General features: G+C 43.5%; 13 protein-coding genes and 2 pseudogenes. All 15 read right to left on the reverse strand.

Annotated features, from left to right (window positions below):
* Nucleotides 1–633 precede the first annotated feature (633 nt).
* Nucleotides 634–2,166: an MFS transporter gene (locus EAE92_RS07410; RefSeq protein WP_214067613.1), complete on the reverse strand. Its 1,533-nt coding sequence runs from the start codon at nucleotides 2,164–2,166 to the stop codon at nucleotides 634–636.
* A 21-nt stretch (nucleotides 2,167–2,187) separates the two neighbouring features.
* Nucleotides 2,188–3,105 (reverse strand): prephenate dehydrogenase dimerization domain-containing protein, encoded by a 918-nt coding sequence (locus EAE92_RS07415; protein WP_339959360.1) that lies wholly within the window; start codon nucleotides 3,103–3,105, stop codon nucleotides 2,188–2,190.
* Nucleotides 3,098–5,173 (reverse strand): aminodeoxychorismate synthase component I, encoded by a 2,076-nt coding sequence (pabB, locus tag EAE92_RS07420; RefSeq protein ID WP_214067614.1) that lies wholly within the window; start codon nucleotides 5,171–5,173, stop codon nucleotides 3,098–3,100. The genes EAE92_RS07415 and pabB overlap by 8 nt, the downstream gene beginning before the upstream one ends.
* Nucleotides 5,154–5,495 (reverse strand): chorismate mutase, encoded by a 342-nt coding sequence (locus EAE92_RS07425; protein WP_246545070.1) that lies wholly within the window; start codon nucleotides 5,493–5,495, stop codon nucleotides 5,154–5,156. The genes pabB and EAE92_RS07425 overlap by 20 nt, the downstream gene beginning before the upstream one ends.
* Nucleotides 5,496–5,556: 61 nt before the next feature.
* Nucleotides 5,557–6,831 carry an 8-amino-7-oxononanoate synthase family protein gene (locus EAE92_RS07430; protein ID WP_214067616.1) on the reverse strand — a complete coding sequence of 425 codons (1,275 nt, stop codon included), beginning with the start codon at nucleotides 6,829–6,831 and terminating at the stop codon, nucleotides 5,557–5,559.
* Nucleotides 6,832–6,855: 24 nt separating this feature from the next.
* Complete coding sequence (locus EAE92_RS07435; RefSeq protein ID WP_214067617.1) at nucleotides 6,856–7,707, reverse strand: HemK/PrmC family methyltransferase; 852 nt, start codon at nucleotides 7,705–7,707, stop codon at nucleotides 6,856–6,858.
* On the reverse strand, nucleotides 7,704–9,137 hold the full coding sequence (locus EAE92_RS07440) for an NAD(P)/FAD-dependent oxidoreductase (protein WP_214067618.1): 1,434 nt from the start codon (nucleotides 9,135–9,137) through the stop codon (nucleotides 7,704–7,706). Before EAE92_RS07440 ends, EAE92_RS07435 begins: the two co-directional genes overlap by 4 nt.
* A 2,594-nt stretch (nucleotides 9,138–11,731) precedes the next feature.
* Nucleotides 11,732–12,010, reverse strand: a pseudogene (locus tag EAE92_RS07445) (DUF637 domain-containing protein); the annotation flags it as partial.
* A gap of 161 nt (nucleotides 12,011–12,171) precedes the next feature.
* Nucleotides 12,172–12,654, reverse strand: a complete 483-nt coding sequence (locus EAE92_RS07450; RefSeq protein WP_051560853.1) for a hypothetical protein — start codon at nucleotides 12,652–12,654, stop codon at nucleotides 12,172–12,174.
* A pseudogene (locus EAE92_RS07455) lies at nucleotides 12,651–13,731 on the reverse strand (DUF637 domain-containing protein); the annotation flags it as partial. The gene EAE92_RS07450 and the pseudogene EAE92_RS07455, both read right to left, overlap by 4 nt.
* Nucleotides 13,732–14,169 (reverse strand): hypothetical protein, encoded by a 438-nt coding sequence (locus tag EAE92_RS07465; protein WP_214067621.1) that lies wholly within the window; start codon nucleotides 14,167–14,169, stop codon nucleotides 13,732–13,734. It abuts the pseudogene before it with no gap.
* A gap of 8 nt (nucleotides 14,170–14,177) precedes the next feature.
* The gene (locus EAE92_RS24470; protein ID WP_246545071.1) at nucleotides 14,178–14,810 is read right to left on the reverse strand and encodes a hypothetical protein; all 633 of its coding nucleotides are present in this window, start codon (nucleotides 14,808–14,810) and stop codon (nucleotides 14,178–14,180) included.
* A 136-nt stretch (nucleotides 14,811–14,946) separates the two neighbouring features.
* Nucleotides 14,947–15,294, reverse strand: a complete 348-nt coding sequence (locus EAE92_RS07475; RefSeq protein ID WP_040150920.1) for a hypothetical protein — start codon at nucleotides 15,292–15,294, stop codon at nucleotides 14,947–14,949.
* The gene (locus EAE92_RS07480; protein WP_214067622.1) at nucleotides 15,294–24,479 is read right to left on the reverse strand and encodes a two-partner secretion domain-containing protein; all 9,186 of its coding nucleotides are present in this window, start codon (nucleotides 24,477–24,479) and stop codon (nucleotides 15,294–15,296) included. The genes EAE92_RS07475 and EAE92_RS07480 overlap by 1 nt, the downstream gene beginning before the upstream one ends.
* Complete coding sequence (locus EAE92_RS07485; protein WP_214067623.1) at nucleotides 24,431–24,796, reverse strand: hypothetical protein; 366 nt, start codon at nucleotides 24,794–24,796, stop codon at nucleotides 24,431–24,433. The genes EAE92_RS07480 and EAE92_RS07485 overlap by 49 nt, the downstream gene beginning before the upstream one ends.
* Between the last annotated feature and the right edge of the window lie 326 nt (nucleotides 24,797–25,122).

Genomic DNA, 25,122 nt, shown 5'->3' on the forward strand with positions numbered 1-25,122 from the left:
TTACAGAAAGTGATTGGATACAACATTTAAATTACACAATCTAAAATATTAATGTAATTCCCCACTTTTTTCATTAATTAAAGAGAGTATTTATGTGATATATCGCTACCTTTTCGTGATTAAATTTTTTACCTATTTTATCATCGGTGAAAATTCGGTAGTGATAGTTGCGATGCTAAAAATCAGCAATCTGAAAGCACAATAGTGTTTTCAGAAAATGCTTTTGGTCAGTTCACTAAGATCATTCTTACTTCGCAATTAACTTAACTTGCAATCTTATCAGCACGAAAAAAACACCAAATAAAATACAATAATTTGATTTTATTATTAAATAAAAAATACTAATCATGTGAGAATTGGAGATAATACTTATATTATACAATGATAAAAATACATTATTACCAATGAACCATTAATTTAATTAACTTAATAACAAAGATTTCAAATAAATATGATAAAATTATTATTAATTAATCATTCCATTTATCATATTCCTTTAGAATTTTAGAAATATAAATAATACTGTGGAATGAAATGTTATTTTCGGGATATTTAATAACTGCGGATAACCACTCAAAACATAGCCGCTCAAAACAATAGTGCAGCCATTTCTAATGGCTGCACGTCAAACTATCAGTACTCAAGCACTTGTTCTTTCTGCGGCGCTTTCAGCAAACGCCAGGCTAGCAATACCACCCCCGCAGTCAATGCCGCTGTCAACCAGCTCATCATATGAATAGCGCTGGTGAATGATTCCGCCGCCGCTGTCATCAGTTTCTGCCCTTCTGATTCAACTAATGAGTTTGCTACAACGTAAGCTCCCGCTAGAGTCTCTAAAGCCAATCCAGCTTGTTCCTGAGAGACCTCATTCGGCAATTGTAATGTTATACGATAGAAGGCCGTGACCAATCCCCCCAGAATCGTCGTACCAAGTACAACACCCACTTCATAAGCCGTTTCGCTTATTGATGATGCCGCCCCCGCTTTAGAGGAGGGTACTGACGAAAGCACCAAATCGTTAGACACCGAAGCAATTGCTCCCACACTAATATCTAATAACGCAAAAGCAACAATCAGAGTGACTAAATCACTGCCGATACTCGCGACCAGAAGAAATGAAATACCTGCAATACTCAGCAAAATCGGCACCAGATAATGAGCCGGCACCCGTTGAGCAATGGGCACTATCGCCATCCCCATAACAATCGCCATTATTTGTCCGGGAACCAGCGCCAGGCTAGCCATAATCGGCTCCATACCGAGTACGATTTGCAAGACCTGGGTGGCAAAAAAGACAAAACCAACCAGCAATGCCAAGCTCAGTAAGTTAACAATAATCGAACCGGTAAACATACCGTTACGGAATAGGGAAAGATCCATCAACGGCACAGGCAGACGCTGTTGTCGGCGAACAAATAGCACGCCGGCAATAAGGCCAACCGACAGTTCGAATATGACACTCATTTCAAACCCATCACTGGCAAGGTGTTTAATCGCGTAAACAATACCACCCATAGCAACGATCGATAGCAGAACGCTATACACATCGATAATACCATCCTGTTTTTTATCGGACTCTGGCAATAACATCGGTCCGAAAATCAGCAACGGTACTAATACCGGTACTGCCAAGAGAAAAATTGCACTCCAATCGAAAAATTGTAATAGAACACCACCCACTACGGGACCTAAGGCTGAACCGATAGTTAATGTCGTCGCCCAAATAGCGACAGCCAATCGACGCTGTTCACGATCCTCAAAAAGCACGCTTATTAAAGCCAAAGTAGAAGGCATCAGCATCGCACCAAAAAATCCAAGTACGGCTCGCCCGATAATCAATTGTTCAGGTGAAGTTGACAGTGCTGTGAACACCGAAATAACCGTGAATCCCAACGATCCAAATAACAGTAATGAACGATGGCCGACACGATCGCCAATACTCCCCATTGATACCAATAAACCAGCCAATACCAATGAATAAGCATCAATTATCCATAATTGCTGACTTGCACTGGGTCCCAGAGCTTCCGCAATTTTTGGTAAAGCAAAGCTTAAGATCGTATTGTCCACAGTCACCAATAATACTGGCAACATCAATATCAGTAATCCCAGCCAATTTCTGAGTCCTGCCCGCCCGTTAGCCTCAGCAACTCTATTTAACGACATCCCCTCAACTCCTTTCCTATATCATTCAAGCGTTGAAAAAATATGCTGGCAATCAGCAGCACTGATATCGAGCTGTTCCCCCAGTTGTTGCGCAATATCTCCGAGGTTATTGCCAAATTCAGTTTGATCGCCAGCCTGTACTATCGAATTTAACTGTTGTATGGCATGCAGCAACGCCTGACGCGGTTCAGCAGCCATCGGGTTTTCATATTGAACGTCCCAGTACACTTCTATTGGATTACGTAAGATCCTTGATAATAACGCCAGCATTGTACGCATCGGCGGTGGCGCAATAGTTGCCAAGGTACGAATATCTAACGGACTTTTCGCCAGTACCAAGCCAAAAATCAGGATCGCGGCATGAGGCAAAGCCTGACAAAACGCCATAACCCGATCATGTTCCTCCGGCGTCATCCTACTGATACGCATATCAGCCTGCGTCAATACCCGCTCAATCCAATGTTCACTAACATGACAGTTATCGAGAATGACTGCAACTGGCCTTTTTTGCTCCGGCAAAGATGGCGAGAACATCGGGTTAACACCAATGAAAGGCTGCCCGGGGGCGGCAGCTCTTAACGCAGAATAGAAAGGGGCCTGAACCGAACAGGTTGACACGATCTGTACATCATCACCAATAGCAGACAACACCCAAGGCAACCCCTGTATAGCAACGGCTTCCGGTAAAGCGAAGACTACCGCCTTCGCCCCACTAAAAACCTCTCCCGCATCAGCCGCCGGGTTTAAGATATCAATCTGATAGTCATGAGAATAATAGTCATGAGAACGCATTCCCTGCGTTCGTTGGTCAACACTGTAGGCTATGTGACCACAGCGAGTAAAAAGGCGGCTCAATAAAGAACCAATAGCCCCTTGCCCACCAAGAACGACCACTTTATGGCTATTCACACAATGGTTACCTACACAATAATTACTCACGCACTTGCTCCACCATATGACTAAAACTGAAATAGGGCACACTCGCTTTGACCAATGTTTCTTCAAATTCGCCATAAGGATCGGAATGAGCGACAATTGCGCCTCCAATGCCAAATTCAGCACATTCTTGATGTAATACCGCTGTACGTATCACAATGCTCAATTCCACTTCACCACTGAAGGATAACCATCCGAGCGCACCGGAATAAACACCGCGTGCCGATGATTCTAAAGCATCAATAATCTCCATTGTACGTTTCTTCGGCGCGCCGGTCATTGATCCTCCCGGAAAACATGCCCGGATAGCTTCCATCGATGAAGTTTCTTCGCATAATTCACCGCGTATGGTCGAAACCAATTGATGTACAGAAGAGAAGCTCTCCACTTTAAATAATTCAGGTACATGCACACTGCCTGGGCGACATACCTGATTAAGATCATGGCGCACTAAGTCCACTATCATCAGATTTTCCGCCCTATCCTTAGTAGACTGACTCAATTCCATCTGCAAACGCTGATCATCTGCTACTGTTTTTCCTCGTGGCCGGGTTCCCTTAATCGGTCTGGATTCAATATTTCTGGTCTCATCAATACGTAAAAACGTTTCTGGCGACGCGCTGAGTACAGAAAAATCCCCACATGCCAGATAAGCGCCATAAGGTACAGGGCTGGCATAACGCATACGCCGATAAGCGTCCAATGGATGCCCTGAATAAGCCATCTTGGCCCTATTCGTCAGGCAGATTTCGTAGGACTCGCCATCTGTGATGTATTGAAGTGATTTATGGATTACATCTATATACTTCTGAGCGCCATATTCCAGACAAATTTTATTCTGATCAACCGCGCCAGGAATAAAGTCAGGTATCACTTCACCGGTATTTTCTGCATTGGTAATTAAAAGTTCCGGCGGCCAATTTTGTGGCTGTCCTATTGGCGAGATAAGACACTCATAAAGCTTATTCTGTTGGTGATCAAATACAAAAAAATGCGGAGTAAATATTAAGCTGGCATCAGGATATTCTGAACGGTATTTGTTGCTGCCGATTGTCAGCGCTTTTAATTCATACCCCAAATAACCGACAAAGCCGCCTTTAAATACAAATGGCATCGATTCTGGCGTCAAAATTTCCACAAAACCAAGCAACTCAGACATCAGTGAGAAAAAATCGCCTTGAACACTTCTCTCGCCATCAGGACCGGTCAAACGCAAACTCTCAGTCTGTACACTATATTCAAGTCTGACAGCGCCCTGTTCATTACCGCTTCCCATCATTGAGAAGCGGGCATTAGGTCTGTCGGAATTTTCACTATCAAGCCAGAAAGCGTGTGTATCATTGCCGTAACGTTGAATAAACAAGGATTCAGGATCGACTATCTCCTTACATTCACGATAATTCAGGTTGAGATATTGTCTTCCACCTACCGCAAGATAAGCCTCATTGACATCAGTGCATATATTCCGAGCGGCAACCTCCTGTTTATTATTCTCTTTATACATTTTCGCGATACGCACGAAATTACTGAGTAGCTCATGCCCATATTCAGAATCAATCGATTCAGGATGAAATTGAACACCCCAGATCGGCCTTTCGGTGTGCTCAATGGCCATGATTAAGCCATCATCAGTCCAGGCCGTACATTTTAGATTGTCAGGAAGCCGGGTACATACCAGCGAGTGATATCTGACCACTTCAAATTGCTCAGGCAAACCGAGGAATAATCCTTCTCCAATGTTCCTGATGCGGCTGCGATAGCCATGTACCGGATTGGGGGCATGTTCCACACAGCCGCCAAATGCCAGGCTAATTCCCTGATGACCGAGACAAATACCTAACAGTGGAACTTTGGCGCGAGCAATAACCTCAGCACAGACCCCAAAATCACTGCTTTCAGCCGGATGTCCCGGCCCTGGCGAAAGGACTACCGCATCATATTCGTCTATTGTTAACTCTTCATAAGTCAAAGAATTAGTGACTACAGACGGCACACTGCCCGTCACTTCATACAGATATTGAGCAATGTTTTGCGTAAAGGAATCATAATTATCAATGAGCAGTATTTTCATTATTCTTTACTTTCTCTTGTAACAACTGGTCAATCAGCTCTTCTTCTCGACAGCAAGTCTCTTCAATAACCAATTGAAATATTGATTCAGTATATTCAGGCCGTAACCCAAAATCTGTTGATTTATCCCGCAACATATCCAATAACGAGATAATACGTTGTGTCTGCATCATCGGAATATCCTGTTCCGCCTTTACCTCGGCGATTTTCATGCAGACTCTCATTCGTTCAGCAAGCAGCGCCAGAATCTGCATATTAATAACATCCAGAGATTCCCTGTAAGGTTGTAATATGTCCTGCTTATTTATTATTGATTGAGTCATATGTTTAATCTTCGTCACTGATTCATTTCAATTATCTTCTTTATTGATAAGCCGGCGTCGTTTATACCTGTGGAACTACAGCCTGTGGCTCCACCCAATTCAGCCCTTTTTCCCTTATTTCAAATAAGGTATTTACTAAGTGCCTGATTTCGTCGGCCTTATGTTCACTAGAGAAAGCAAAACGCAACATCGCATTGCCATCCGGGACCAGCGGATAAAATACCGGGAACAATAAGATGCCGTTATCACGCAGCAAACGCGCCGCTTCAAGCCCTTCTGCTTCATTTTCGAATAAAGCGCCACGAACGGGAGATTGAACACCGGCATTCATCAAATGGTTCCCCATCAGAGAATCAAACAGATTGATGTTTTTCCATAACTGCTCCTGCCGGATTTCTATCTCAAGGCTGAGATGAAGTTTTGCTGAGGCAACGTTAGCTGCCAACATCGGCACCATGATCGAATGACCAAAAACCAGAGGATTCGCTAAGGTACTGATCACTTCGACATCATCGGCACTTGCAACCACCACAAAACCTCCGGCGCCGCCAAATGCTTTGGATAATGAACCTGCAAGTATGAAGTTGGATGGCAAAACATGGTCAAGCGCAGCAAAGGCATAACCGGCGCCATGACGCCCCATAATGGAAATACCATGAGCATCATCTACATAAACATAGCCTCCAGCCACAGCCAATTGTCGAGTTAATTCCGCAACCGGAATTAAACCATTCATTGAACCAATACCATCAATCAGCAGGATAGGCGTCCGCTGATTCTCCTGACAGTTCTGCAAAGCTTGCTGTACTGACTGTGCATCTGCGCTATCAACCCGCGATACCGGTCCGAACTGTTCGAGAATACCGCGTAATACCTGCATAGATGCGTGAGCGGTTTTATCCATCAACCAATGTACAGGCCGGGAAAGAGGATAACTGGGTAAAGAACCACTACCCAATAACGGTAATACACCAAGATGAACATTGCTGGTGGAAGTAAACACAGCGACAGAACCACCCGGATAAATCTCTTCTAGCAGTTTCTCTAATTGCCCCAAATATTGTGGCCGCATCGCACCACGGGACGATGACAAATGTATCCCTGTGCGGGACATTGCCTGATTTGCCGCTTCAATTAAAGCAGGATGATGTTCTAATCCCAAATAAGAGCAGGAAACAAATTCAGTAAAAACTTTTCCTTCCTCTGTAGTAATTTGCTTACCTTGACGCTCTACCACAGTGAAACTGGTCAAACCTTCATCGATAGCCTGTGCTAAAGCGCCGGTTGTCCGTGACCGGCGAATTGTCATCCAATCCTGCTTGTGTTTTACATTCATTATTTAGATTCCAACTGGTTAAGTTCAAAGGAGCTTACAACCAACAGTGATTATCGAACTGCCCGTTGTGTCAGAAACATCTTCATCAATAATGGTTCGTACCAGAGAAAAACCAGCATCTGAAAATAATGCTCTGACGCTCTCTTCCTGGCTTTCACCATGTTCAATCACTAACCAACCCTCTGATTGCAATAACTGTTTAGCTTGTTTGATAATCAACCGCGTTAAGTCAAGCCCATCATCCCCCGAATACACCGACACATAAGGATGATGCTCCTCCCATTCCGGCAATATTTCCTGCTGTTCCGGCACATAAGGTGGATTCGCCACAATCAACGCCACCGATTCGTTAAATTGAGAAAATGCTTGCCAATCCCGTAAATCTGCTTTTAATGCATCGGCTTTAATCGACCAATTCGCCAACCGATGGATATTGCGCGTCAGGTATTGAAAAGCCACATCATCATATTCGACACAAGTGACCTTTAAATCCGGGCGACGTTTAGCAATGGCTAAACCGATGGCGCCGCTACCGGAACATAAGTCCAGAACCGCTGCCCCGTGAGGCGCTTGATATTCACTCTCCAGCCATTTATGAATAACCTGGCTATGAGGACGCGGAATAAATACCCCCGTCCCCACCGTCAGAGGCAATCCATCAAAATCCACAGTACCGACAATATGCCCAAGTGGGATCCGATTACAGCGTTCATGAACCGCAAGCATAAATTCATCACGGGCGCGATCCTTACAACGTCTTTCCAGATAACGATCAATCAGGCATGTGAGATCAGTTTCCACATCCCAAACCCCTGCCTCTGACAGTAATTTCCTGGCGTTATCAATGACGACTTGATCTTTCAGCGAAAAACTCATGACCATGCCTCATAATAACTACGTAACCGTTCACGCATGGATTCATAAATATGAGAGAAAGCGACCAGCTCCGGCGGTGGCGTGAACTGCGGATGAAGAGACTCAATTACATTCTGATAATTGCGCATCATCCCTTCATTCAGCAGTGGCAGCCAGTAAGGTTTGATATCCCAACGATATTCATAACCGGTGGCAAACATTTGTTGGGCGGTCTCTTTAGCCATTACTTCACGGGAGAAACCCACCAGCGGCGGACGAACGGGCTTGAAATCATCAAGATTAATCAGTCTATTTTCTACTCCGGTCAAAGCGTTGGCGATGTAATCCGCCAATAATGGCGACTGATGTAAGCCATCGCGATAAGTACCGGTAGCCAGCCAAAGACCATTCACGCCACATTCACCAATCAACGGGAATCCATCAGCCGGGATTGGCCGGTTGCCAACTTGGATTGAAAGGATTTCAGCATCATGTAAATTAATATCCAACTGATCTAACGCACAATCCAACAAGAACTGCACATCAGAAATCAGCGCCTGACTGCGTGGTTTTTCAGACAGAATATTGGTCGCGCCAAGATACAGCACACCATCACCACGTGGCACACAATGCAGCCCACAGGCAAATGCCCGGTTAGGGGTACGGATGACTGAGGTCGGCAATTCTCTGCCTTTTGGCATCTTGACCAGAATGGATACCCCATAACCGGCAAAGATTGGCGGAATCTGGCGAACAATAGAAGGTATATTTGATAACAGATCCAACGAGTGCGCACCGGCAGCTACAACGACTTTATCTGCCATTAAACGCTCACCACTTAGCAATTCAACGCCGGTGGCTAAACCCTCTTCGATTAGCACACATTTAATATTCTCTGCTTTAAGGACACCACCCTCAGCCACAAATGCCGCATCCAGCTTTTCCAGCAATAAATGCGAGTTCAGCGCATGTTCATCAGGGATATACAGAGCACGCAGCGGACGCACTAAATCGTTGGGTTTTAACCACTCAATTTCACGCGGATCAACAGTTTCATAAGCAGCCGCATAATCGATCAGAGTTTGCTCGATAGCCTCATAATTGATCGTGTCAATCTCTTCCATCCCGGCAGTGTTGAGTATCACATGAGTACCTTGAGCAGTGAACAGCGATCGGGTATCACCGGAAGCGTCAGCTAACCGTTGCGCCCAAGCCGGCCAAAGCTCTTTGGCGATACAATCCATATTCAATTTCAACTTACCGTGTTCACTCGCTAATAAACCACTGGTAATTTCGCCAAAACAACCATTCATTGCACCCGCCGCTTTGGAGGCAGCATTAGTTCGATCGGTCTCTCCAACCCTACAAACCGAGAAATTTCTGCTTGCCAGCTCATAAGCGATTGAACCTGCAATTGCCCCTGAACCAACGACAATAAAGTCGTATTTCACTTATTTACTCCTATATGGCCCGCGGCCAATCTATTTTAAATATTTTGTCAATAACGACGGAAAATAATTACCGTCCTCTTACAGTGAGGATATTTTTACTGCTTTACATCAATTGTAAAAAAATAACCCTGTGTTCATCCGCAATTAAAATGACGAATCACTCTCAGATTTATACTAAATTTAAAAACAAACATGCAATAACGAACCATTACATTAGAAATAGTTTCAATTTATTATCAACCAAATACAATCACCCATATTAATTAATTTATGAAAATAAAAATTTTCAACAAAAACAATATCTTAAAAAATAACAAAATGTCATTTATATTTAAAGTAATAATAACAGAAGATATTATTATATTTGAAATAACATCTGCAAATCAGGGATGAACAATAATCATCAAATACAAAACTGTCAAACAAATTTAGTCTTATATTATAAACAAAAAAATCATATAAATACTTTCAGTATAAAATAAAAACAATTTATATTTAAATTGTTACGGGGAACAATATTCTAAATGTCTTTTTTTCTTCAATAAAAAAACAAAAATTCTCAAGAAAGGTGTTTTTTTAAATTTATATTTTCCATCAACTTTCACCAATATAGATAGATAAAACACTCAAGTTATTATATCTTTATTAACTATAATATTAGTGATTATTTACGATTAACGTGCACGCAGTGAACATGCACATTTCAGATTATTGACTTTTAACGTCTCGACTATCACTGCTGAGTTTTCCTCAATAATGTTATATTCACCTATGCAAATAATATTAACTACACCTTATTCCAAGGTGATAAAACAGGTGTTAAGAAAACCATGTTTATCTTTCAGTGTGGTTTTAAAATCAGGAGAAAAGAGCAAGCACATCATGTTGTTAACAGTATTCACTTTCTCTCTTTACTTGCATTTTCCCTTTTTGGCGATCACCCCCTCCTTTTATCGGCAATGAGTAAACTAAGGGTTAAGAAAATCAGTGCGTTATTAATTCCCACTTTTAAAAGGTACAGAGTGATTTTAAAAATCTTATTTATCGTCATATTTAGTATATCTATCGGTGATATTATTCTTCGCTTATTTTACATTTAATCAATCTGCCATGATTATTTAAAGATGAGAATAAAGAGGAATTAAAGCTTTTATATAAAAAGCGGATTTAACTCAATAAGTAGAATTTTTTAGTGTAACAGTTAATCGAAATCCATTAATCATTAACAAAGAGTGAAGAAATAAATCGGCAAGTAAAATAATATTATCCATACAGCCTGATATTCAAATACTTTATTTCCATCACTTTACTAAGCAAATCGCTAAAATAATGTAATAAAAAATGGGTAAAACAGGTTAATTTGGCAGAATTTAAATCCTGAAAAAAGGGTGATTATCCGAAAACGTGTCTTTACATCATCAGGCTATTTACTGGCTGATTTATAAAGATAAAAAGCGAGTGAGATTAATGTTTTTTCAATATAAAACACAATAAACCATGATAATTAAACTTAATAAAAAACAGGCGGAAAAAGGGTTTTACAGGTTTTACAGGTTTTACAGGTTTTACAGGTTTTACAGGTTTTACAGGTTTTACAGGTTTTACAGGTTTTACAGGTTTTACAGGTTTTACAGGTTTTACAGGTTTTACAGGTTTTACAGGTTTTACAGGTTTTACAGGTTTTACAGGTTTTACAGGTTTTACAGGTTAAAACTATCGTTAAAACTATCGTTAAAACTATCGTTAAAACTATCGTTAAAACTATCGTTAAAACTATCGTTAAAACTATCGTTAAAACTTTATACCGATTAACCCAAGAGTTAAGACAATGTTTTTTAATTTTAATAACAGTCTAAAGCCTAACTATTATAAAGCCATCAGTGAAAAATGAAAAACAAAAATTGATTTTATTAATGCTTATGTCTGCTGGGAAAAACGGACAAATAAAAACATGAACAGGTTAATTAGATAATCTATTTTTCCAACAGGAATCGTCTTTAATAACGCCTAAAACCAAGGAATAAGCTTTTTCATAAACCAATTAAATCATCAATCATGAAAAATCTGAATAACAAAATCTTCAAATAAATGATTTAACGGCATACGAATTAGATTACTTTCAGCGTTATTATTTTATATTTATTATACAAAACCATAATAGCTTAAACCAGCTTTAGACTTTTTTATCCCATCTAATAACATCTCTTTTTTACTGTTTAATTTAGACCATTTCTCTTTTTATACCGTCAGGTGATTTAACACTAAAATCAATTTAATATCATTATTTTTCCGAGTTGTTTTCACTCGCTGTTAACGGTTAAACACCTATCTAACCGTTATCACATTTCTGACTTATTGATCCTAAAAATTTTTAACCTTTGTTGATAAAATAAAGCGTTATTAAGTATTAAAGAAAAGCTGATTAACCGACAATATATTATTGAAATTTTTAGGCGATTTAAGAATATTCCTTATTTTGAATAATGGATTAACATAGGTATCAGGTTTAGCATTTCTTAACAGCGGTTTTGCGGTATGATTCAATCCTTCTGCCAGATTGTTGACACTTTCTTTAATGCCTGAATTGCCATCGAGTCGCTAAAGGTTTTATCCAAGGTGATGGCGGCCAGTTCTGCGGCTAATGCGCCCACTGCCGCCCCTTTAGCATCTCCACCGCTAATCTCCGCCGCCAGCGCAGACACTGCGGCATGGCTAATCGCTTTACCCGGAACATCCAGAATCTGCCCCTGATCACCAATCAGTCTGGCGCCTTCCGCATTAATCTGATTACCAATATTACTCAACAATGCGGTTTGCAGATTATCCGTAAAACTGCTGCCATTAATGGCCGTGCCCAGTGTCGAACTCACGATGAAATAGTGGATAGAAGAGTCTATCCACTATGACCACCACGAAAGAATCAGCTTAAAGTGAAATAGCCTGAGTCCGGTGAAGTTCCGGACTCAGGTATCATTAGCTGCCGAGTGTAACCTGCCCAACTTTGGGGCAGCTCATATTCATAGTGGGGTTAAAATTATAGATTTACTATATTTACTAAAGTGATTTTCTCCTCAAGAAAAATACATTCTGGAATATCGTTATATATATATATTTCATCTCCCAAATTAAGCAAGCTAATCTGACCATAACTACAAAAAATAAAATTAAAACCAATGACGCATTGCTCAATTTCAGAGTAAATAGCATTAAAACGAGATAACTTCCGGCCTATCAATTCATTGAATATTGGATGTTGGGATATATCCTTAATTATTTGTTTCCCGTATTCACCTAAGTCACTCTCGAACATCGGTTTATTGCATACAACTAGTGATGAGCCGTCTTGACTGCAAGATATCTTCCTTGATACACCAGCCCCTTCAAATTCGAAAAGTAATTCTTGAGGGTGCTCTATATCCTCTACATGGAGTATATAGACTAATCCCTGAACAGATTTAAGACGGTTGCCAATAATGCCCATTCCCCAATCATGGGCTTCTTTAGAAATAATATTCAACGAGGTTCTCCTTTTAAGGCGTTTTTGACAGAAGTATTATTAACCCCATCTTTTAGGATGGTAACAAAAGTTCCGTCTGGTTTAGTAACAACAACGTCATTACCCTTTATTTTGAAGAATACATCACCTCTTGTTCCATTAGGGCCCTGTCCAGCAAAAACTCCTGGGATTGTTTTATCTGCGTTGTTACCTATATCATTTATTTTATCCAACAGCATTTTTCTGTCTGTAGCATTTGATGCATTACCGCCAAAATCTTCAACATGCTTTCCAAGTTTTTTCCCTAACTGAGCATCATCAACTTTGAAAACACTTCCCGCTCCAACACCACTACTGGGGAGTGATGTAGTTCCTGGTTTTGGTAACTGTCTTATTTCATCACTGGCCTTATTGAGCAGTTTGGAAGCTTCCCCAATATCACCTTTCTGTAAGGCTTTCTCTGCTGCCTTGATAGCCTTCCCAGCGGCATCACCTGCGCCGGGAATAATCGCTACTGCGGCGGCCAGATAATCTAACGCGCTCTCAGCTTCAACAAAACCTTTGATATCTCCGACAATCGGCACGAAGTCAGTACCAAAACTGATGACACCTCCAGCTTGTTTACACGCCTCCGGTGACTGCTGACAAAAAGCTTGCTTCTTTTCCTCGTAGGTTTTGAGTGTGCCCGACTTTTCTTTCTCTGCGGCGGACAGAAGATGTGCCAGTGAATTATAGACAATCACCATTTCACCGGCATTGGCGCCACTGTTGGCGCCTTCTGCGCTGTTGGTTGCAATGGCTCCCGCAGCGCAGCCGATGATTTTACCACCGGCCTGAATTGCCATCGGATCGCTAAAGGGTTTTATCCAAGGTGATGGCGGCCAGTTCTGCGGCTAATGCGCCCACTGCCGCCCCTTTAGCATCCCCGCCGCTAATTTCCGCCGCCAGAGCAGACACTGCTGCATGGCTAATCGCTTTACCCGGAACATCCAGAATCTGCCCCTGATCACCAATCAGTTTGGCGCCTTCCGCATTAATCTGATTACCAATATTACTCAACAATGCGGTTTGCAGATTATCCGTAAAACTGCCGCCGTTTCAGTCAATTGAAGAAGCAAACTCGCCATCGATTTTTTGCTTTTCGAGAAAAAAAGCTCCTAGATCCTCTGATTCCCTTTCAATAATACCTATGTAATGAGAGATGGATGTGACTAACTCAGAATAACCTATAATCGATTGTATCTTAAAATTATCATATAAGACTTTATAGTCATCATTTAAATGAGTTATACAAATTGACCAATTAGAAGACAATTTACCGTCTTTAATCTCGCATAAATTAGCAGGAATCCATACAGGGTTACCTTTATTAGGACAGATTAAATAATCGATTCGACATGAAAGCAACATCAAACCATAAACTACATATTCAGTTCCAATCTCCAAAAAAGAATAATCTGTTTCATCTGTTTCGCCCAAACAACGGCTATCATCAGGTAAATTTTTTCCCGAATTAAAAATACATTTAATTAACATAAAAATACTCACTTAAATTTAAAATCATCAATAGCCCCTGTCTTTGTATTCTTTACATAGTGGACTTCTATTCCGTTAATATTTTGAGACATTTTTACCCAACCATCTGACTCAGGCCACCGTTTATCAGTCATAGGAACAGGGAGCTGCCGCCCCGAATTAGGATTGGATATAGCTTGCTCAAGTGCTAATTTTTCATTCAAATTTGCAGGAGTATTGGAGCCTAAACCAAGGGGTTTATTTGCGCTCGTCCCCTTTCCAGCATACAATCTCTCATTTTCAATCAAACTAGCTACGGCATCAGTGTCAGGCTTATCATTTCTTAACAGCGGTTTTGAGGTATTACTCAATCCTTCCGCCAGATTCTTGGCTCCTTCTTTGGTATTACCTAATACCTTTACCGTGCCAGCAGCCAAAACACCAGTCCCAACCGCCGCTTCTAGCGCAACCGCATCAGCGACAAAAATGCCCACATTATTCAGGCACAGCGCCGGGTTGGTTTTACAGCCTTCAAGCGCAACACGCCCTGCCGTTGCTATTTCAGCCGAACCCGCAATCAGTATCTGACCGCCATAAACCAACGCGTAACCGCCTGCCGCCAAGATGTCTTTTTGATTCTCTACCGATAACTGATACAGCATATTTTTGTGTAAATCAGAATCCCCCCTGACCGACAACACGCTATCTGAAATTTTCGATGATGCGAAAATTCGCCCTCATTTTTCCATAGCTATTTAAATGACAAGCTTATAGCCCGGCTCTAGGCCGGGCCATTACTCAGATGAGTTTTAGGATATTCATATCATGAAGAAGTTCTTCTGCTTCTTCCTTAGGTACAACAGCTAATAAATCATCAAGCTTATTTTCAGTTAATAATCGAGATATTTCTTCTTGGTGATATTCCACTTGAGCAGGATACCAACCACCAACTAACACTAAAGCTACAACTTCTAGCATTAGATACTCAATAGGATAGTTAAAACTTGATGTATACCCATCATAAATATCAGCAACTATCGATTCATGTGTCCAACCGTCTTCACTATTCCTACGATCTCTACAACTCATAAAATATGACTCTAATAGCCATTCTTTAATTTCTGAATAAATGGTTCGTTCTTCCATTAATTTTTCCTCGGTGGTCTTAAGACAATACCGTTATTATCCAATACATTAACTTGTATATTGGGATATTTAGCCCTGAACTGATCTACAACACTGAGGCAACTTGCACATGCAGGTCGTTCAGTAAAAATATTCACTGTACCTTTAGCGAATGTATTGTTACCAAGTTTCTGAGCAATATTATCTAAAATTTTAGCTTCTGAATCAGTAGCTCTAGGGATCATTGCTCCAGCTTTATTTGGTAAGGTTTGTGTTGTGAATATTCCACTACTTTTACCAACAATGCCCTGAGCAGCCTGTGCTAGTGTTGGAGCATCAATTCGGCTATGAGCTGACATCTGTGATGGCAAACCTTCTACACTAATATTGGCAACCGCAACATTACCTTCTCGTCTCAAGGCTGAAGGTAAACCAGCCCTTACATCCATGACTTGTTGCTTCATTGCCGCTGATTGCAGAACGGCTTTCTCAGCATCCAAGTAACCTCCCCAAGCTTGAGTCGGTTTCGCTAATTCTGTCGTCCCCTTTCCAGCATACAATCTCTCATTTTCAATCAAACTAGCTACGGCATCAGTATTAGGCTTATCATTTCTTAACAGCGGTTTTGAGGCGTGACTCAATCCTTCTGCCAGATTCTTCGCACCTTCTTTAGTGTTACCTAATACCTTTACCGTTCCCGCAGCCAAAACACCGGTCCCAACCGCCGCTTCTGGCGCAACCGCATCAGCGACAAAAATACCCACGTTATTCAGGCATAGCGCCGGATTGGTTTTACAACCTTCAAGCGCAATACGCCCTGCCGTTGCTATTTCAGCCGAACCCGCAATCAGTATCTGACCGCCATAAACCAACGCATAGCCGCCTGCCGCCACTGCGGTGACGGCAATCGCGGCATTCCGCCGCGCAATAACGCGCTCTTCCGCAGCTTTATCCCCTTTTCCTGCCGCTAAGATGTCTTTTTGATTATCTACCGATAACTGGTACAACATGTGCTCAGTCATGTTATTTCGATAGACAAGCTCCGCGCTGTTCGCTGCACTGTAAGCGCCTTCCGGGGTATGGCTAATCAGTGCGCCTGACAACGCCCCGACAAATTTAGCGGTCTGGGCCTTAACTTCATTACCCGTCAACGCTTCCTGAAGCTTATGGATTTGTCGCTCTGTTTCATTCTTATACGCCGGTTCAAATAGCCTGCTTTCCATTGTGATTGCCGCTAATTCAGCCGCCAGCGCACCTACAGCCGCCCCTTTGGCATCCCCACCAGCAATTTCAGCACTGATGCCTGCCACAACCGAATGGCTCAATATCTTGCCTGAGTGGCCTAAAACCTCCCCATTATCCCCAATCAGTTTGGCGCCTTCCGCATTAATCTGATTACCAATATTACTCAACAATGCGGTTTGCAGATTATCCGTAAAACTGCCGCCGTTAATCGCCGTCCCTATTGTTGAACTCACGATGGATTGCGCCGCAACACGCTGGGCCACCTGACTCCAATTATTATTACTCAATAAGGGAAGCTGCGCTTTTATCGGATCAACAACGCCTTTTCCCTCCACTAATGTTCCCCAACCCATCGTGTGGTCTAATCCCCCTAATGCGCCACCCACGGCTATTTGGGTAACAAGGGATTTGATTGAATCGCGTTTCGCTAAGGCTGCCAGTGTCTTGGTGAGATCCCCTTTATTTTCAACTAAGGCCACCGCCGCCTGCGAGGTCAACCCTATCATTCCGCCATAAGCCGCCCCATAAACCGCGCTCGCCGTAGCTCCCGTGGCGCCTGTCGCCCCCACGGCGCCACTTCCCGCCCAAGCCGCCAAACCCGAACCCGCCGTGACCGCCGCGACAGCAATCGCAACCACCGCACCCACTACGGGGTTTAAGCTTTCGCTTTTTTTGTCCCAGCTACTGTAAGCGTCCTTAACCTGATTCCACTGGACATCATTGCGGTTTTGAAGATTTTTCAACCATTCGGTGCCGGGGGTGTTACCCAGTACTCCTAACGCGTCTTCCAGTAACTGCCCCTCTTTTACTTTCACATCCGCATTGATGCCTTTCGCCGCATCCACCGTCAGCGTACCGCCAACATGCACTGACGGGATTATCCAGGTTTCTTCACGATGACCTTTATCGCGCTGTGTAATAAAAAAGCCTTTTGATGTCGTGATGGTCTGCTCAAAATCAATATTGGGCATCGCCTTGAAGTTCACTTTCCCTGTCTGGCTGGTGATTTTCGCGTTTTTACTGGTCTCTATCCGACTCGCTTCCAATGTCACCTCATCTTTTGCCATCAGGTTAATATCACCCCCGGCCGTAAATTCCGTGACTTTGTTGGTCTTCTTGATTTGTATTCGATGTTCTGTTTTAGACCCAAACACTTTACACGACTTTATGGGGCCAAAACCTTTACAGCTTTTCTCTGTTTCTTCCCGTTTATAAACTTCCTCCATTGCTTGCGCATAGAGAAAGCCGCCTGTTGCCGCGATATCCATTACACCCTTGGCGATTAATTCCGTCGCCTGGAATAAAATACTGCCTTGGGAGCGAATCGTTAATGCGCCGCCACTATTCAGCCGGCTGGCGTGTTGCGTAAAGCGCTCAATATTCCCCTCGCGGATAAATTCTTGCCGCGATTCAAAACGAACATTTCCACCCGCGGAAAGCCGCATATCATTGCCGGATGTCAAGCTGGCCCCGGATGTCAGCAGGTTGCCTGCCGCAACTAATGTGAGATTTTGGGCCGCGTTGATGGCGCTGGCAGCATAAAGGTATTGTTTATCGCCATCATTAATCGGCGAATATTTCCGGGCAGAGAACAGTAAATCCCGGCCAGCGCTAACCGATACATTTCCTTTAGTCGATGTTAATCTCGCGATACCCGCGATATCGCCCCCCGCACTGAGTTGCAGGTGATCACCCGCGGTAATTTGCGTACCTAATTCAGCGAATTTGTCTAATCCATCTAATTCGGATAAATAAAACAGGCTCTCTGGCGTATTAGGGCGAGAGATATCAATATCACGGCCCGCACTGAGCATGACTTGTCGCCCCGCCCGGATACCAGCTTGCCGCAACATTAAATCATTTCCCGCAAACAGATTAATATTGCCCGCAGCGTTCAATTGGCTTCGACTGGCATTCAGGTTACGACCCGCACTTAATGTCAGGTTTTGTGATTTATCCAACCGGGTACCGGAGAGATCCAGATCCTTGCCCGCGGAAATCCGCAAATGATTATCGGCCGAAATTGAGGCTAATAACTCATGAGACCGATTCCGTCCCATTTGGATGTCGCCTTCCCGCACCAGAAGTTCAACATTTTCTCCCTTTAACTCTGCCTGACGGGCGGTGATATCTTTGCCCGCAATTAAGGTCAGATTTTTATTTGCCGCTAATTTAACCCGGTCGGCATTAATTTCACTCCCCGCATTTAATGTCATATTGTTGGCTTTATCGAACAAAAGATCCTGGATATTCAGTTCGTGTCCCGCAAACATCTGCACATTATTGCTGGCCGAAATACGCGAATCATGCCCGCCCATTTGAATGTTGCCTTCACGCGCGAGAAGCTCAATATTTTCCCCTTTCAGTTCAGTTTGACGGGCGGTGATACCTTTGCCCGCAATGAGGGTCAGATTTTTCTGTGCGGCCAATTTAACTTGGCTGGCATCAATTTCATGACCCGCGTTTAACGTTATCGTGTTTGATTTATCGAACAAAAGGTCATACAGATCCAGTTTGTGATCCGCCAATATCCGCAAATTGTTGCTGGCTGAAATACGCGAACCGTCCCCCCACATCCGAATGTCGCCTTCGCGCGTAAGCAGTTCAATATTTTCTCCCTTCAACCCGACTTGAAATGCCTCAATATCTTTGCCCGCAATCAAGGTCAGATTTCTCTTTGCCTCCAGTGTATTTTGGCGGGCATTTATTCCACGTTCAGCGATGACGGACAGATCATTGTCCGCCTTGAAGTATCCCATGCTGATAATTTCACCGGCATGAAGCAGAATATTTTTCGCCGAGATGAACGCAGTTCCGTTAAATTGATTAATAAAATCGGCCACCACATTAAGATCAGCTGAGAGTTTACCGTCCATCCCGCTGTTAAAATCGTGACCGGTTAAGATGAGATTTTTCTTCGCATGAAACTGGCTTTGACTGTTATCCAACTTTGTCGCATTGATATAAGCGTTCATTCCCGCAGAGACGCTGGCATTCCAAGCATTATTTAACGCTTTTGCGCGAATAATAATACCCCCGTTATGGGTTTTCAGCGTCGCTGAAGTGTTGTTAATTTCAGTGCTTAAATTACCGCTCGCGTCTTTTTGCAACCAGAGATGGTTATTTGCCTGAATCAGCCCCTTATTCCGATTGTATAAATGGTCGATAAATAACCGCATGTCACCTTCTGCGATAATCTTACCGGTGTTGTTCAAGGTGTTCGCGGCAAGCGTGATATCTTTCCCTGCCTGTACATGACTCGGTTCCGCCGTTTTAATGCCTTTACTGCTCACGGTGATGTCTGTTTTGGCCTGCACATTTCCTAGCGTCACCTCTCCATCAGCGGTCAAACGGATGTCGCCTTGCGTTGCGGTCAGGTTGGTAAGGTTAACTTCCTTACCCAGCTCGGTACTCACCAGACGGATTTTATTGGCATACATTCCCCCCAATGAGCCGGTATCAATCGCTTTCCAAGGAGTATCACCCTCTCCTGCAATGGGGACAAGGGTCCCGCGTTTGAAATCAATCCGGTTGGGGCCTTGTGTCAATGTCAGGTTTTTCGCCTGCACTTTGCCGTTAAGTATCGTGGTCCGGCTGATAATATCGACATCATCCTGCGCCGTCGCATCCAGCCCCTTTTCATCAAAGGTTATGGCGCCTTTTTTCACTGCTAAAGCCGCTAACGCGCCCTCTTTATCAAACACCGGCTTACCCGTCGATAAGGTGACAGCCGGGGTATTGATAAAGCCACAGCCATTACAGGTTATGCCGTTCGGGTTGGCGATGAAGACAGCAGCTTTTTGCCCCACCACTTCCAACAGGCCCTGTAGATCTGTGGCTAAAGTCCCCATCACTTCATTAATAATCAACTCAGCCGATTTACCGTTAAAGTGAGGGTTTGCCCCAATTTGTCCCGCCAGTATGGATTGGGTAGTATCGGTAGCATTATTGAGCACCAGCCCGGCAGCCCCAATATTAAATTCCTGATAACGGTTATGTGAAATACCTCGAGAATTAGGCGCTGCAATATGGATAATAGGCAGGTTATTTCTCACGGCAATCCGCGTTCGTTTATCCGCCAGTTGAATCCCGGGTATTCCACCGGCTATTTCTGGAATATTGATGGTCAGTTGGGGGGCATTGCCTAATGCAAGATCAATCAACGCCGAAGTCACCGGGGTATATTTCCCGTCGGCTAAGCGCAACGCGGTACTATATTGGGCGACTGTGGTCGCGCCTTCTGCCGATAATGCTGTCTCCTTCATATTGCTGCCGGCAATCAAGGTTAAATTGTTGCCGGCAGTAACCTTGCCAATATTAATCGATCCACCACTGGTCAGGGTAATATCTTTCCCGGCGGTCAGGGAAATCCCATCCAAATTTATCCCCCATCCAGCGTGAAGATCAATATTCTCATCCGCTACCAAAGGCTGATTAGTATTAACCCAACCATTACCTGCTAAAAAGATATTTTTCGCCCGGTTAATTAGCGTATTTGAAAGCGATATTCCCTGTTCAGACAGAATATGTAATGTATTAACCGCAGAAATAGTAGATAGCGCCTGTGTGCCTGCCGTAGTGGAATTATCTCCTCCAGATGAAACATAAATACCACCACCGCTGGAAATCAAGGTAATGTCATGACCTGAAATATCAGTGCCACGCACCGTAAGACTTTTCTCTGCCTGTAGCTGAACCTTGTTCCCGGCGGTGACATTTCCTCCATCTAAAGACAAGGTTTTCGCTTTAATGGCGATATCACCGTCGGCGCCAATTCGTCCCCAATGCTGCAATGTGTCGGTTATCAACATCAGATGCTGACCGGCTTGCATATGACTTTGTTTCGCCGTTTCAATGTCTTTACCGTTAACGGTGATATCCGTTTTAGCCTGTACATCCCCCAGAATCACCTTGCCATCCGCCGTCAGACTGATGTCGCCTTGGGTTGCCGTCAGGTTGGTCAGATTGACAGCCTTACCCGGCTCGGTACTCACCAGACGGATTTTATTGGCATACATTCCCCCCAATAACCCGGTATCAATCGCTTTCCAAGGGGTATAACCTTCCTCTGCAATAGGGACAAGGGTCCCGCGTTTGAAATCAATCCGGTTGGGGCCTTGTGTCAATGTCAGGTTTTTCGCCTGTAGTTTACCGTTAAGCTTAGTGGTCCGGCTGATGATATCGATAGAATCTTGCGCCGTCGCATCCAGCCCCTTTTCACCCAAGGTGATGGCGCCTTTTTTCACTTCCAGAGCCGCTAACGCGCCCTCTTTATCAAACACCGGTTTACCGGTCGATAAGGTGACAGCCGGGGTATTAACAAAACTACAGCCATTACAGGTAATGCCGTTCGGGTTGGCAATGAGGACATCGGCTTTTTGCCCCACCACCTCCAACAGCCCTTGCAGATTTGAAGCTAAGGTCCCCACGACTTCATTAATAATAAGTTCAGCCGATTGACCTTTGAAGTTAAGATTGGCGCCAATTTGCCCCGCCAGTAGAGACTGCGTATTATGGGTCGCGTTATTAAATACTAATCCTGAGGTCCCAACATTAAATTCCTGATAACGGTTATGTGAAACACCACGGGCGTTAGGCGCCGCAATATGAATAATAGGGCGATTGTTTTTCGAGGTGATCCGTGTTTGCTTATCCGCCAGTTTAATTCCCGGTACTTCTCCTTCTACTTCTGAGAAGTTTATTGTCAGTTGAGGAGCATGACTTAACGCACTTCCAATCAGCGCAGAAGTCACCGGCGTATATTTCCCTTCAACTGAGTTATACTTCCCCGCCGGTGAATGCAACTCTGCGTTGTTTTTGGTGATGGCAGTTGTCCCTTTTGCCAATAACGTTGCCTCAGTATCAATAATGTCACCACCGGCATTAAGGGTTAAATTATTGCCGGCAGTGAGAGTACTTTTTATTATCGGGAATTGAAATTGTGGGTAAGATTGTTCGTCTTCCTCGTCATCGGCATTTTCATAATGTTTTACATAGTCATCTCCATGCTCATTTGAATATTCATAAGGGTTCTCTGCTGTGATTTTACTCACATCAAGTATGCCGCCACTGGTCAGAGTGATATCTTTCCCCGCGGTTAAAGAAATACTTCTCAGATCGACAATCTTTCCTGCATGGATCTCAATATTTTCATCCGCTTGCAATTGGCTAAGCTGGCGCAGACGCTGATTAATTAATTCTTGTTTAGCGCCGTCACTAAGTGGACTCTGTTCATCAATTAAATCACCCGAGGCATAAATCTCAAGCTTATCATTGGTTGCCAAAAAGATATTTTTCGCCCGGTTAATCAGGGTATCTGCAATATCAATAGGACCATCGGCGATAATGCGTAATAGGTTATCAGCAGAAAGCGTGGTTAATACCCTTGTTCCTTCCGGGGTATAGTCGTCCCCAGAGACAACAGACAGCATTCCCCGGCTGGCAAGCAAGGTCACATCATGACCGGAGATATCATAACCATTCACATCAAGGTGTGACTTTCCATCCAGTATGACATGGTTCCCAGCTTTTAAATTCCCTTGTCCTAAATAGATTGTTTCCGCGCCAACGGTTAAGTTTTGTTCTGCCATCATTGACGCACGACTCGCTAAATCTCTGGCAGTGAGAGAAATGTTTTTCCCGGTGATTAACGCCAGATCAGTGGGTTTCTTTCCCTCGTTAAAATGTTCTTTATCAAAATCAAAACGAAATGTATCTTGAAATGTCGCCGTCAGATCCCCACCGGCACTCAGTTTACCAACGATATTTTCCTGACTGTCTTTTATTGCTTTGGTTGAAAAATTTTTGCCTGTCAGGGTGAGGTTTTGCGCCGCGCTTAACTCGCCAACATTATTTATCTCGTTAGCAGTAATGCTATTGTTTTTACCCGCAGTAATAATAGGGTGACTTTTCTTAGTCGGGTTTACGTTATCCAGTTTAGTCGCTTTAATGGTGACATCGCCACCCGCACGGATTTGTCCCTGATTTTGCAGTGTTTCGGTGGTCAATATCAGATGTTGGCCCGCCTGCACATGGCTTTTTTCCGCCGTTTCAACGGTTTTGCTGTTGATGTTGATATCTGTCTTGGCGTGTACCTCCCCCAAGATAATTTTACCCTCAGCGGTTAAACTGATAGCGTCTTGGGTTGTGGTCAGGTTGGTGAGATTAACCCCAACCCCCTTTTCAGTGGCAACCAGCCGGATTTTATTAGCATACATGCCGCCTAAGGCTTTGGTATCAACCGCTAATTGCGGTTTTGCCCCTTCTCCGGCGATAGGTTTAACCGTGCCGTCTTTCAAGCTAATACGGTTGGCCCCCTGAGTCAGCGACAGGGTGTTAGCCTGAATTTTTCCATTCAACTCCGTCGCCCGGCTGATGATATCGACATAATCCGTCGTCTTGCCGTCCAGCCCTTTGCCACCAATGGTAATCTGGCCTTTTTTCACTTCCAGTGCTTCTAGTGCGCCCTGTTGATCAAATTGTGGCTTACCGGTGGTCAGGGTTGCGCCGGTGGTATTAATAAAACCACAACCATCACAGGTAATGCCGTTAGGGTTGGCAATCATCACGTTGGCTTTATTGCCAACAATTTCCAACGGGCCTTGCAGGTCAGAGCGGCCACTGCCGGTGACTTCGTTAATAATCAGTTCCGCCGCTTTGCCTTTCAGGTTAGGGTTCGCGTTAAGTTGCCCTGCCAGTTGCGATTGAGCCGTTTGTGTCGCGTTATTGAGTACGGCCCCTTGAGTGGCGACATTGAACTCTTGATAGGTATTGTGGGATATCCCTGCATCATTCGGCGTGGCAATATTCACCACCGGCACATTGCCCTGATTTTGTACCTGTGTGCGGTTGTTATCCGGTGTTATGCCGACAGCCATAGCCGGGTGCAATGGCTGGATTGCCGTCAGGTAAATTAAAAGATAACTCGTGACCCTGGCCATCGAGTTGTGGCGTTTATCCATCGTACTGTCCCTTTTCTTAATTTAAGTGTGGCAAAGTCAGTAATGCTGACTAATAAATTACCCAATGAGGTATTAGCGGTTTTTCGTACCCGTGCGTTGGCGTTGATATCCTGCAAAGTTAACCCTGCGGGTAAATAAGGATGCATCGAGTATTCTTGGTCTAACCGGGACAAACTTTCTGTCCCTGCAAATTCAATCCGGTGAATAATGTGACAAATAGATCCCAATGCACCCGATGTTGAAACATGAGTCCATTCGGATATTGCCAGCAGGACAAGCGCTGCCAGACTGCGGTGATAAAGCGATAATCTTTCCATAGAAAATATTGATAATTTGATAGTGACATAATTAAACTATTCTAATGATGAATAATTTATCCGTCTAAATTATTAGTATAAAATGTGATCAGCGCCCGGATTTTTAATCCTGCTAATGGAGAATCTGATATATTAAATGCCAGAAAATCGCGGTAAAGGATGGAGATATTCAATGGTAACGGAGTAGAACACTCTCGTACTACTCGCCTTGTTTCCCTGTTTCAACAGAAGAGGCACTCATAGGAAAACTTAATTTATGCGGTTTCCAATATCGGGAATATCATACAATAATAATAAATTATTATATTAATAATAGTTTCAATTTT

The organism is Photorhabdus hainanensis (assembly GCF_018448965.1).
Classification (GTDB): Bacteria; Pseudomonadota; Gammaproteobacteria; order Enterobacterales; family Enterobacteriaceae; genus Photorhabdus; species Photorhabdus akhurstii.